At 70.5% G+C, this 11,985-nt stretch carries 9 protein-coding genes; 6 read left to right on the forward strand and 3 right to left on the reverse strand.

From position 1 onward, the window contains the following. Nucleotides 1-655 precede the first annotated feature (655 nt). From Acy02nite_RS15130 to Acy02nite_RS15140, 3 genes are read right to left on the reverse strand one after another with little or no spacing between them, the layout of a single operon-like run. Nucleotides 656-1,555 (reverse strand): carbohydrate ABC transporter permease, encoded by a 900-nt coding sequence (locus Acy02nite_RS15130; protein WP_203741069.1) that lies wholly within the window; start codon nt 1,553-1,555, stop codon nt 656-658. Nucleotide 1,556: 1 nt separating this feature from the next. After that, nucleotides 1,557-2,483, reverse strand: coding sequence for a carbohydrate ABC transporter permease (locus Acy02nite_RS15135; RefSeq protein WP_203741071.1), 927 nt, complete (start codon nt 2,481-2,483; stop codon nt 1,557-1,559). Next, nucleotides 2,480-3,805 carry an extracellular solute-binding protein gene (locus Acy02nite_RS15140; protein ID WP_239174828.1) on the reverse strand — a complete coding sequence of 442 codons (1,326 nt, stop codon included), beginning with the start codon at nt 3,803-3,805 and terminating at the stop codon, nt 2,480-2,482. Before Acy02nite_RS15140 ends, Acy02nite_RS15135 begins: the two co-directional genes overlap by 4 nt. A gap of 286 nt (nt 3,806-4,091) precedes the next feature. On the opposite strand from Acy02nite_RS15140, the gene Acy02nite_RS15145 reads away from it, so the two are divergent. From Acy02nite_RS15145 to Acy02nite_RS15170, 6 genes are all read left to right on the forward strand, one after another. Further along, entirely contained in the window at nt 4,092-6,458 is a 2,367-nt protein-coding gene (locus tag Acy02nite_RS15145) for a beta-glucosidase family protein (RefSeq protein ID WP_239174830.1), read from the forward strand. 52 nt (nt 6,459-6,510) lie between these two features. After that, the gene (locus Acy02nite_RS15150; RefSeq protein ID WP_203741073.1) at nt 6,511-7,380 is read left to right on the forward strand and encodes a PP2C family protein-serine/threonine phosphatase; all 870 of its coding nucleotides are present in this window, start codon (nt 6,511-6,513) and stop codon (nt 7,378-7,380) included. A 126-nt stretch (nt 7,381-7,506) separates the two neighbouring features. Further along, nucleotides 7,507-8,943 (forward strand): gamma-aminobutyraldehyde dehydrogenase, encoded by a 1,437-nt coding sequence (locus Acy02nite_RS15155; RefSeq protein ID WP_203741075.1) that lies wholly within the window; start codon nt 7,507-7,509, stop codon nt 8,941-8,943. Nucleotides 8,944-8,945: 2 nt separating this feature from the next. Continuing rightward, the gene (gabT, locus tag Acy02nite_RS15160; RefSeq protein ID WP_203741076.1) at nt 8,946-10,217 is read left to right on the forward strand and encodes a 4-aminobutyrate--2-oxoglutarate transaminase; all 1,272 of its coding nucleotides are present in this window, start codon (nt 8,946-8,948) and stop codon (nt 10,215-10,217) included. Between the two features lie 33 nt (nt 10,218-10,250). Beyond that, nucleotides 10,251-10,706, forward strand: coding sequence for an Lrp/AsnC family transcriptional regulator (locus tag Acy02nite_RS15165; RefSeq protein ID WP_239174832.1), 456 nt, complete (start codon nt 10,251-10,253; stop codon nt 10,704-10,706). Nucleotides 10,707-10,709: 3 nt separating this feature from the next. Further along, nucleotides 10,710-11,942, forward strand: coding sequence for an NAD(P)/FAD-dependent oxidoreductase (locus tag Acy02nite_RS15170; RefSeq protein ID WP_203741078.1), 1,233 nt, complete (start codon nt 10,710-10,712; stop codon nt 11,940-11,942). Nucleotides 11,943-11,985 lie beyond the last annotated feature (43 nt).

The following is an 11,985-nucleotide window of genomic DNA, read 5'->3' on the forward strand; positions in this document are numbered from 1 at the left end:
CGCGGGCAAGGCCGGCGCGGGCAAGCCGGCGCGGGCAAGGCCGGCGCGGGCAAGCCGGCGCGGGCAAGGCCGGCGCGGGCAAGCCGGCGCGGACTCATGGGCGAGGCCGGCGCGGGCAAGGCCGGCGCGGGCTGGCTCTGAGGGGTGCCTCAAGGGCCGGACACACCCCGGAGCACCTGCCACCCAGAATCGGCTGGGGCTCAAGGGTCTTTCCCGTCGCGGAAGCACCCCTGGAGGCCAGCCGGGAAGGCGGCGCCGCGGCGGCGGCCTGGAGGGCAGCGGCGTCGCGCGGGCTTCGCACGGGACGCGGCCTCCGGTCGTACGGGAAATGGTGGTGAATGTCGGCGGCACCGCAGGTCCTGGAAGCGGAATAGCGGGCTGGACGCGGCGCAGGTGCAGGCCGGAAAGCGGAGCAGCCCGCTGGACCGGCGGGCTGAACGCGGCGCAGGTGCAGGCAGGAAGCGGAACAGCCGGGTGGACCGGCGGGCTGGTTGCGGCGCAGATTCAGGCTGGATGCGGAACAGCACGCTGGACCGCTGGAGGTGCAGGCCGCACGTGCAACAGCGGGCTGGACGCGGCGCAGGTTCAGGGCGGATGCGGAACAGCCGGCCCGACCGCGAGGGTCGAGCCGGCTGAACAGCAGCGGGACGGCGGCCTACTTGCCGAAGCCGGCGGTCAGACCGCTGAGCAGCTGCCGGCGGCCGACCACGTAGAGGATCAGGATCGGCAGGGTCGTGAGCACGACCGACGCGAGCACCGCCGGGATGTTGATGTTGTACTGGCCCTGGAACGCGGTCAGCGCCAGCGGCAGCACGCGCCGTTCCGGGGTCTGGGTCAGGATCAGCGGGAGCAGGAAGCCGTTCCACACCTGCAGGCCCTGGTAGATCGTGACGGTGACCAGCGCCGGGCGGGTCAGCGGCAGGGCGAGACGCCACAGCGTGCCCCACTCGGTGGCGCCGTCCATCCGCATCGACTCGAAGAGCTCCTTCGGGATGTCGCGGATGAAGTTGGAGAGCACCAGCACCGACAGCGGGATGGCGAACGCGATCGACGGCAGGATGATCGCGCCCAGCGTGTCGTACATCTGGAGCTTGATGATGATCAGGTAGACCGGGATGATCACCGCTTGCAGCGGGATCGCCAGCCCCATCAGGAAGACCGCGTTGACGGTACGCAGGAACCGGCTCACGGCGCTGCCCCGCACGATGGCGTAGGCGGCCATGAACGACACCACGACCGCCGGCGCGACAGCGCCCACGGTGACGATCACGCTGTTGAAGAAGTACCTGATGAAGTGGTTCTCCAGGACGAACCGGTAGTTCTCCAGCGTCGGCGAGGACGGCGGGACCAGCGGGTTCGTGGAGAAGTAGTCGGACTGCAGCTTGAAGCTGGTGATCACGATCCAGTAGAGCGGGACCATCACCACCACGAGCCAGATCCAGCCGGCCAGCCCACCGAACCAGTTGTACTGACTCAGCTTGGAGCGGCGGCCGGCTTGAGGCGGCGCCGCGTGGGCCGCCTTCCGGTCCGATCGGCTGTCGAGCACGGTCGTCATCTCAGATTCCTTCCAACTGGCTCTCGGCCGCGTCACGCCCGCCGAGCCGGCGCACCAGCAGGGCCAGAGCCAGGCCGAGCAGAACCAGGATCACCGCGATGGCGCTGGCCGGGCCCATCAGGCCGGTCCGGAAGCCACGCACGTACATGTCGACCGCGAGAGCCCGCGTGGAGTCGCCGGGACCGCCGGCGGTGAGCACCCAGATCAGGTCGAAGAAGGTCAGCGAGCCGACCACCATCAGCGTCGACGATGTGATGATCGTGTACTTGAGCTGCGGCAGCGTGATGCTGAAGAACTTGCGCACCCGGCCCGCGCCGTCGATCTCGGCCGCCTCGTACATCGCGGCGGGGATCTGCCGGACGCCACCCTGGTAGATCAGCGAGTGGAACGGGATCCACTGCCAGGACACCACGAAGATGACCACGCCGATGGCGAGTTTGCCCTCGCCGAGCCAGTCCTGCTGCAGGAAGCCCCACCCGAGGCTGGCGCCGAGCCCGAAGTTCGGGTCGAGCAGCATTTTGTACGTGATCGCGATGGCCGCCTGGCTGAGCAGCAGCGGGATGAAGAAGAGCACCGCGAGCACGCTGCGGTACCGCGAGTGTGCCGCGATGAAGACCCCGAGCAGGATCGAGAGCGGGGTCTGCGCCAGCCAGGAGAGCGCCATGATCAGGAAGGTGATCCAGAGCGCGTGCGGCAGACCGGGGTCGGTCAGGACGGACTTCCAGCTGTCCAGACCGCTGAACGGGACGTTCTGGGTGAGGCCGCTCCACGACGAGAAGCTGAGCACCAGAACGCCGGCGAGCGGGATGAGCCCGAAGATCGTGAACGCGACCAGTGCCGGCCACGCCATCCAGGAGACGGACACGCTCCGCCCGCCGCTGGACGCGGCGGGCGGAGCGGACCGCACTACAGGCGGTGCAATCGTCATTTGCCGATGGTCGCATTCATGTTGGTGGCGAACTGCTGCGGAGTGATCTGCAGCTGGAACAGCTTCGCGATGTTCTGCAGCAGCGTCTCGGCGGAGGACGGGCTCAGCGCCTGGTCCCAGGACTGGCCGAAGTTCTTCGCCTTGCTGGACACGTCGTAGATGAAGTTCAGGAAGTCCTTGTCCGGGGAGGACGCCAGCTTGGAGTTCGAGCCCTGGACGATCGGGACGCCGCCCGAGTCGATCCAGCCCTGCTGCTCCTGGTCGTCGAGCAGGCTGGCGAAGAACTTCTTCGCGGTCTCCTTCTGCTTCTCGGACGCCTTGGAGGAGATCGACAGGAACTGCCCGGCGTTGCCGTAGACGTTCGTCGGGTCGCCCTTGCCGCCGTCGACCGCCGGGAAGTTGAAGAAGCCGAGCTTGCCGTCCTTGATGAAGTTGCCGCCGTCGGCCTTGATGATGCCGTACGACCAGGAGCCGTGCAGCTCCATGGCGGCCTTGCCGCGGTAGAGCAGCGCCTGGTCGGCGTTCGAGTCGGCGGTGACCGACGAGAAGCCCTTGACGAAGCCCTTGGCGTTGATCAGCTCCTGGATCTTGGTGAGCGCGTCGATCGCGGCCGGGTTGCTCCAGGCGTCCTTCTGGCCGTCGTAGGCGTTGTTGAAGACGTCCGGGCCACCGATGCGGTCGAAGAGCAGCTCCAGCCACATCATGTTGGTCCAGCGCGACTGCCCGGCCAGCGAGAGCGGCGCGATGCCCTTGTCGTTGAACTTGGGCAGGATGCTCATCAGCTCGGCCCAGGTCTGCGGCGGGTTGGCCACGCCGGCCTTCTCGAAGGCCTCCTTGTTGTACAGCATGATGATCGGCTGCACGGTCTCGGCGGGCATCGCGTAGATCTTGCCGTCCACCGTGGCCGGGCCGAAGGAGGCCGGGAACAGGCGGTTCTTGACCGCGGCGTTCTGCGCGAACCAGTCGGTCAGGTCGTCGACCTGGCCGGCGTCGACGTAGCTCTTCAGGCCGCCGCCGCCCCAGCCCCAGATGATGCTCGGGGCCTGGCCCGCACCGATCGCGGTCTTCAGCTTGTCCTTGTACGTGTCGTTCTGGATCGCGGTGACCTTGATCTGGTTACCGGAGTTCGCCTTGTTGAACCGGTCGACCGCGCCCTGGCGGATCGGCTCACCGGGCGGGCCGCTGAGGAACCAGTAGGTGGCGGCGTCCCCGCCACCGGAGCCGCCCCCGGTGGTGTCCGCCGGACCGGAGTTGCCGCACGCGGCGAGACCGGTGGCCGCGGCAGCACCCGCGGTGAGACTCAGAAAATTCCTGCGCTTCACGCTTTTTCTCCGTACTCGAAGCAAGCCGCGGCGAGCCGCGGGGGGTGATATAGCGATGGCGACGGCGGTCACCGAGTTCCGGAACTTTCGAGTGACAGCCGCAAATTAACGCGAGGTTTCGTTAACGTAGGGTTTCGCCGTGATGGGTGTCAAGGCCCTTGCCGTAACCGTGCCCGGAGCGCGAGAGTAGGCAGCGCCGGCAGGCCTTTTCACCACGCCGGCGCGCAACTCAAGGCACCCGAAAGTTTCGGGGACCCATCGGAGGCAAAGCTTGTCCACAAAGCCCTTGACCACAGAACAGCTGACCCGCCCGTGGCGTGACCCGGCGCTGCCCGTCGCCGAGCGCGTCGAGGCACTGCTGGCGGAGATGACCCTCGAGGAGAAGGTCGCACAGCTGGGCAGCCGCTGGGTCGGCAACGACATGGGCGACGAGGGGCACGACGACGGGTACGACCCGGAGGAGCAGCACAACGTCGCCCCGATGCAGGACGTCTTCGCCGCCGGCGGCACCGTTCCCCTCGAGGTCGCGGCCCAGCACGGTCTCGGTCACCTCACCCGGGTGTACGGGAGTGTCCCGCTCACCCCGGCCGAGGGCGCCGCCGAGCTGATCCGCCAGCAGCGCGTCGTGATGGCGTCCCGGCTCGGCATCCCGGCGATCGTGCACGAGGAGTGCCTGACCGGGTTCACCGCGCTGGGCGCGACGGTCTACCCGGCCGCGATCGCGTGGGGCGCCACGTTCGACCCCGAGCTGATCGAGCGGATGGCGGCGGCGATCGGCCGGGACATGGCGGCGCTCGGCGTGCACCAGGGGCTCTCCCCCGTGCTCGACGTGGTGCGCGACTACCGGTGGGGGCGGGTCGAGGAGACCATCGGCGAGGACCCCTACCTGGTGTCGATGGTCGGTTCGGCGTATGTTCGCGGGCTGCAGACCGGCGGCGTCATCGCGACCCTGAAGCACTTCGCCGGTTACTCGGCCTCCCGCGGCGCCCGCAACCACGGCCCGGTGGGGATGGGCCGCCGCGAGCTGATCGACGTGGTGCTGCCGCCGTTCGAGGCGGCCGTCAAGCTCGGTGGCGCGCGCTCGGTGATGAACTCCTACTCCGATGTCGACGGGGTCCCGGCCGGCGCCGACTCGTGGCTGCTCACCGACGTGCTGCGGGACGAGTGGGGCTTCACCGGCACTGTCGTGTCGGACTACTGGGCGATCCCGTTCCTGGCCCAGATGCACGGCGTCGCGCAGGACAGCACCGGCGCCGGCGCGCTCGCCCTGGCGGCCGGGCTCGACGTCGAGCTGCCGGACACCATCGGGTACGGCGACGGCCTGGTCGAACGGGTCCGCCGCGGCGAGGTGCCGGAGGAGCTCGTCGACCGCGCCGCCCGCCGCCTGCTCACGCAGAAGGCCGAGCTGGGCCTGCTCGACCCGGACTGGACGCCCGAGTCGTCGGTGACCGCCGCCGGGCACACCGACCTGAACAACTCCGCGAACCAGCAGATCGCAGCCGAGCTGGCTGAACGCTCGATCGTGCTGCTGGAGACGGGCACCGCGCTGCCGGTCACCGCGCCGTCGCGGATCGCCGTGATCGGCCCGTGCGCCGACGACGCCCGGACGTTCCTGGGCTGTTACGCCTTCCCCAACCACGTGCTCCCCCGTTACCCGCAGCTCGGTCTCGGCCTGGACATCCCGACCGCGCTGGACGGCCTGCGCGCGGAGTTCGGGTCCGCCGAGATCAGCTATGCCAAGGGCTGCGAGGTCAGCGGCGAGGACCGCGGCGGTTTCGCGGAGGCGGCCGAGGCGGCGCGCGGCGCGGACCTGGCCGTCGTGTTCGTCGGCGACCTGGCCGGGCTGTTCGGCAAGGGTACGTCCGGCGAGGGCTGCGACGCCGAGGACCTGCGGCTGCCCGGGGTGCAGGCGCAGCTGATCGAGGAGCTGCTGGCGACCGGCACGCCGGTGGTCGTGGTGGTGGTCTCCGGCCGGCCGTACGCGCTGGGCGACCTGGACGGCCGGGTCGCCGGGCTGGTCCAGGCGTTCATGCCGGGCCAGGCCGGTGGGGCCGCGATCGCCGGGGTGCTCAGCGGGCGGATCCAGCCCAGCGGCAAGCTGCCGGTGCAGATTCCGCGGCACCCGGGCGGGCAGCCGGGGACGTACCTGCAGCCGATCCTGGGCGCCACGCACAGCGGGGTCAGCAACCTGGACCCGGTGCCGCTGTACCCGTTCGGGCACGGCCGGTCCTACACCACGTTCGAGGTGGACGAGCTGCGGGTCAGCGCCGAGCAGGTGCCGACCGACGGCGAGTTCGAGGTGACCGTGCGGGTGCGCAACACCGGCGAGCGTGACGGCTCCGAGGTGGTGCAGCTCTACCTGTCCGACCCGGTCGCCACGGTCACCCGTCCGGTTCGCCAACTGTCCGGTTTCCATCGTGTCGAGTTGGCCGCCGGGGCGGGCGCGGAGGTGACGTTCCGGGTGCACACCGACCGGTCGGCGTTCACCGGTCGCGACCTGACCCGCGTCGTGGAACCCGGTGACCTGCGGATTCAGGTCGGCACGTCGGCCGGGGACCTGCCCTGCCAGGCGACCGTCCGGCTGACCGGCCCGGCCCGGCCGGCGGGGGCGGACCGTCAACTGACCACTCCCGCGGTGGTACGGCTGGTCTGATCGTGACCGTCGGTTGCCGTTCACCCCGGTGGGCGGCCACTAGGCTGAGTCCGTGCCAGGACGCATCAACGACGACGAGCGGCTGCGGCGGCTCGGGGCGGCTCCCGGCCGCCTCGGCCCCGCGGACCTGCTCGACGAGTTGCTGGACCGGGTGCGGGGCCTGATCGACAAGGACACCCCGCCGGGGCCCGCCGGGCGGCGGACCCCGGCGGACCGGCTGGACCAGGCGACAGCGCTCGCCCTGCAGCGCAGTCTGCTGCCGTCCCGCCTGCCCGACATCCCCGGTGTCGAGCTGGCCGCGCGGTATGTGCCGGGCCACGCGTTCGGCATCGGCGGTGACTGGTATGACGTGTTCTCCCTGCCCTCCGGCTGGCTGGGCGTGGTGATCGGCGACGTGTCCGGCCACGGCCTGGCCTCGGCCGTGGTGATGGGGCGGGTCCGGAGCGCCCTCCGGGCGTACGCGCTGATCTGCGACGACCCGGCGGAAGCCCTCACGCTGCTGAACCGCAAGGTGCACCACTTCGAGGCGGGCAGCCTCACCACCGCGCTCTACGCGATGATCAGCCCGGAGCGGGACCGGATCGTCCTCTCCAGCGCCGGTCACCTGCGCCCGGTCCTGGCCCGGCCGGACGGCACCGCCGCGCTCGCCGGGATGCCGATCGACCCGCCGCTCGGCATGGGCCGGCAGGGCCGGCCGCGGCGCAGCACGACGATCGCGTTCCCGCCCGGGGCGGTGCTGTTCTGTTACACCGACGGGCTGGTCGAGCGCCGCGACGAGGTGATCGACATCGGATTGGACCGTCTCCTGCGGTCGGTGCGGGCGGACAATGCGGAGAAGGTCTGCGCCACGGTGATGACCGCGGCCGGCACCGAGCAACCGGGGGACGACGTCGCGGTCCTGAGCGTGCGCCGCCGCCCCTGAGAAGGGCGATCCGACACCCTCGTGAACAGCGCCGGAAACACGGAAAAATGCCTGTGACCTCTTGCTCGCCACGGAATCAGTGGAAAAGATGGGGCGGCATGCACTGAAGCCGAATCTGGAGGCCGGATGACCGCCAAGAAGCAACTGCACAACTTCGTCGCCGGCGCTGCGGTCGCGCCCGCCGACGGCCGGTACGCGGATCTCGTCGACCCGTCCACCGGCGAGGTCTTCGCGTCCACCCCGGTCTCCGGCCCCGAGGACGTCGACCGGGCGATGGCCGCGGCCTCCTCCGCGTTCGAGGAATGGCGCAACACCACTCCCGCCGACCGGCAGCGCGCGCTGCTCAGGTTCGCCGACGCGGTGGAGTCGCGCGCCGACGAGCTGGTCGCCGCCGAGTCACAGAACACCGGCAAGCCGCTCGGCCTGACCGCCAGCGAGGAGCTGCCGCCCGCGGTCGACCAGATCCGGTTCTTCGCCGGTGCCGCCCGCCTGCTGGAGGGCCGCTCCGCGGGGCAGTACCTGAACGGCTTCGAGAGCTATGTGCGCCGGGAGCCGGTCGGCGTCGTCGCCCAGGTCACCCCGTGGAACTACCCGCTGATGATGGCGGTCTGGAAGATCGCGCCGGCGCTCGCCGCCGGCAACACCGTGGTGCTCAAGCCGTCCGACACCACCCCGGTGACCAGCGTGCTGCTGGCCGAGATCGCCGCCGAGTTCCTGCCGGCCGGCGCGTTCAACGTGCTCCTCGGCGACCGGGACACCGGCCGCGCGCTGGTCGAGCACAAGACCCCGCGGATGGTGTCGATCACCGGCTCGGTCCGGGCCGGCATGGAGGTGGCCGGCTCCGCCGCCGCCGACCTCAAGCGCACCCACCTGGAGCTGGGCGGCAAGGCCCCGGTCGTGGTCTTCGAGGACGCCGACATCGCCGCGGCCGCCGCCGACATCGCGGTCGGCGGCTACTTCAACGCCGGCCAGGACTGCACCGCCGCCACCCGGGTGCTCGTCGCACCGGCGATCTACCAGGACTTCGTCGCTGCCCTCGCCGAGCAGGCGAAGAGCACGAAGACCGGGCGGCCGGACGACGAGGACGCGCTCTACGGCCCGGTCAACAACGCGAACCAGCTGGCCCGGGTGTCCGGGTTCATCGACCGGCTGCCGGACCACGCCTCGATCGAGGCCGGCGGCGCCCGGGTCGGCGACCGCGGCTTCTTCTGGTCACCGACCGTCGTGGCCGGCCTGCGCCAGGACGACGAGATCATCCAGAACGAGGTGTTCGGCCCGGTCATCACCGTGCAGCAGTTCACCGACGAGGACGAGGCGGTGCGCTGGGCCAACGGCGTCGACTACGGGCTCGCCTCCAGCGTGTGGACGAAGGACCACGGCCGGGCGATGCGGATGACCCAGCGGCTCGACTTCGGCTGCGTCTGGGTCAACTGCCACATCCCGCTGGTCGCCGAGATGCCGCACGGCGGCTTCAAGCACTCCGGGCACGGCAAGGACCTTTCCGTGTACGGCCTGGAGGACTACACCCGCATCAAGCACGTCATGCACAACGTGGGGGTCTGACCGTGTCGTCTTCCTCATCGTCCGAAGAACTGCACAAGCGCCGGCTGTCGGCGGTCGCGCGCGGCGTCGGGTCGACCATCTCGTCCTACGTCGACCACGCCGGCGGCGGCACGCTGACCGACGTCGACGGCCGGGAGTGGATCGACTTCGCGTCCGGCATCGCCGTCACGAACGTCGGCAACGCCGCGCCGAGGGTGGTCGAGGCGGTCCGCGCGCAGGTCGAACGCTTCACGCACACCTGCTTCATGGTCGCGCCCTACGAGTCGTACGTCGCCGTCTGCGAGCAGTTGATCGAGCTGACCCCGGGCAGTTTCGAGAAGCGGGCGGCACTGTTCAACTCCGGTGCCGAGGCGGTGGAGAACGCTGTCAAGATCGCCCGGCACGCGACCGGGCGGCAGGCGGTCGTGGTGTTCGACCACGCCTACCACGGCCGGACGAACCTGACGATGGCGCTGACCGCGAAGAACATGCCGTACAAGCACCGGTTCGGGCCGTTCGCGCCGGAGGTGTACCGGGCGCCGATGTCGTACCCGCTGCGCGACGGCGGCCTGGACGGCCCCGAGGCGGCGCGCCGGGCGATCGACGTGATCGAGAAGCAGGTCGGGGCCGGCAACGTCGCGGCGGTGCTGATCGAACCGATCCAGGGTGAGGGCGGCTTCGTCGTACCGGCGCAGGGCTTTCTTCCCGCTCTTGCCGCCTGGGCGGCCGAGGCCGGGGCGGTGTTCATCGCCGACGAGATCCAGACCGGGTTCTGCCGGACCGGGCAGTGGTTCGCCTCCGAGCACGAGGAACTGGAACCGGACCTGATCACGACGGCCAAGGGTATGGGTGGCGGGCTGCCGATCGCGGGCGTCGTGGGCCGGGCCGACCTCATGGACGCCGTCCACGCGGGCGGGCTCGGGGGAACCTACGGCGGGAACCCGGTCGCCTGTGCCGCCGCGCTCGCGGCCATCGAGACGATACGCGAGTTGGACCTTGCGACCGCGGCGCAGCGGATCGAGACCGTACTCAAGAGTGCCCTGTCGGAGATTCCGGACATCGCCGAGGTACGCGGGCGGGGCGCGATGATCGCGATCGAACTGGTGGAGCCGGGCACGCTGGAGCCCGACGCCGCCCGGACCGCGGCCGTGTCCAAGGCCTGCCACGACGCCGGTCTGCTGACGCTGACCTGTGGGACCTACGGCAACGTGCTGCGGTTCCTGCCCCCGCTGGTGATCTCCGACGAGGATCTCCACCGTGGGCTGGACATTCTTCGCGAAGCACTCCGGAACTAGCTCCCGGGTGTGCTCTCAGGGAAGAATCGCGCCGTGAGCGAGACGGGCCTGGACGAGATCAACAAGCAGATCATCGATCACCTGCAGCGGGACGGGCGGATGTCCTACGCCACCCTCGCCAAGACGATCGGCCTGTCGGAGGCCGCTGTGCGCCAGCGCGTGCAGCGGCTCCTCGACAACGGGCTGATGCAGATCGTCGCCGTGACCGACCCGCTGACCCTGGGCTTCGCCCGGCAGGCGATGGTCGGCCTGCGGGTCAACGGGGACCTGCGGGTGATCGCCGACCAGCTCGCCGCGATTCCCGAGGTCGACTACGTGGTCATCTGCGCCGGGCGCTACGACCTGCTGGTGGAGCTGGTGTGCACCGACGACGCGCACCTGCTCGACCTGCTCAACGAGAAGGTGCGCACGATCGGGGGCGTCGCCGCCGTCGACACGTTCATGTACCTCAAGCTCGCCAAACAGACCTATGCCTGGGGAACCAGATAACACATGAGCTTCTGGCTTGAATCGCTCGGCCCGATCGAGCGACGCTCCGCCCTGCCTGGCGACCGGGATGCCGACGTGGCCATCGTGGGCGGTGGATACACCGGGCTCTGGACCGCGTACTACCTCGCCAAGGCACATCCTGACCTGCGGATCCTGGTGCTCGAGGCGGAGTTCTGCGGCTTCGGCGCGTCCGGGCGCAACGGTGGCTGGGCCTCCGGCCTCTTCCCGGTCTCCGAGCAGAAACTCTCTTCGCGGTACGGCGTGGAGCCCGCTCGTGCGATGCACGCCGCCCTGGAGGACGCCGTCGACGAGGTGGGGCGGGCCGGCATCGACTGCGACTACGCCAAGGGCGGGGTGATCTCGCTGATCCGCACGCCCGGCCAGTTGCGCCGGGCGCCCGCCGCCCGGCTCGACGCCGCCGGGACCCGTGCCATCTGCAACGCGAACGGGGTGCTCGGCGGGGTCTACAGCGAGCACTGCGCGGCGCTGCACCCGGGCAAGCTGGTGCGCGGGCTGGCGGCCGAGGTGGAGAAGCTCGGCGTGACCGTCCACGAGGGCACCCGGGTGCTGTCGCTGCAGGCCGGCCGGGTGGTCACCGATCGCGGCACGGTCCGGGCGGACACGGTCGTGCGGGCGCTGGAGGGGTACACCCCCGAGCTGCCCGGGCACCGTCGTGAGCTCGCACCGGTCTACTCGCTGATGATCGCCACCGAGCCGCTGCCGGCGCCGGTGTGGGAGCGGATCGGGCTCGGGCGGCGGGAGACGTTCACCGACGAGCGTCGCATGATCATTTACGGGCAGCGGACCGCTGACGACAGGCTGGCGTTCGGCGGGCGCGGGGCGCCGTACCACTTCGGCTCCCGGGTGCGGCCCGAGTTCGACAGGGTGCCGGCCGTGTTCGGGAAACTCCGGCACGCGTTGAGCGAGCTGTTCGGGATCGAGGTTCCGGTGGCGTACCGCTGGGGAGGGCCCCTCGGGATCCCGCGGGACTGGATGCCGAGCGTCGGACTGCGCGACGGGATCGCCTGGGCCGGTGGGTACGTCGGCGACGGGGTGGCCGCCAGCAACCTGGCCGGGCGGACCCTGACCGATCTGATCCTGAGCCGCTCCACGGAGCTGACCCGCCTGCCGTGGGTGAATCATCGGTCCCGGCGGTGGGAGCCGGAGCCGGCCCGGTGGCTGGGCATCAACGCCGGGCTGCACGGGACGGCGCTGCTCGACGCCTGGGACCGCTGACGTCCGTCCCGGCCCCGGCGGTGATGCCGGGGCCGGGACGCTG

Source organism: Actinoplanes cyaneus, assembly GCF_016862095.1.
Classification (GTDB): Bacteria; Actinomycetota; Actinomycetes; order Mycobacteriales; family Micromonosporaceae; genus Actinoplanes; species Actinoplanes cyaneus.

What these genes read in the sequence shown, in the direction of transcription:
- Acy02nite_RS15135 (WP_203741071.1), bottom strand. Translation starts at nt 2,483, where the DNA reads ATGACGATTGCACCGCCTGTAGTGCGGTCCGCTCCGCCCGCCGCGTCC.
- Acy02nite_RS15170 (WP_203741078.1), top strand. Translation starts at nt 10,710, where the DNA reads ATGAGCTTCTGGCTTGAATCGCTCGGCCCGATCGAGCGACGCTCCGCC.
- Acy02nite_RS15130 (WP_203741069.1), bottom strand. Translation starts at nt 1,555, where the DNA reads ATGACGACCGTGCTCGACAGCCGATCGGACCGGAAGGCGGCCCACGCG.
- Acy02nite_RS15155 (WP_203741075.1), top strand. Translation starts at nt 7,507, where the DNA reads ATGACCGCCAAGAAGCAACTGCACAACTTCGTCGCCGGCGCTGCGGTC.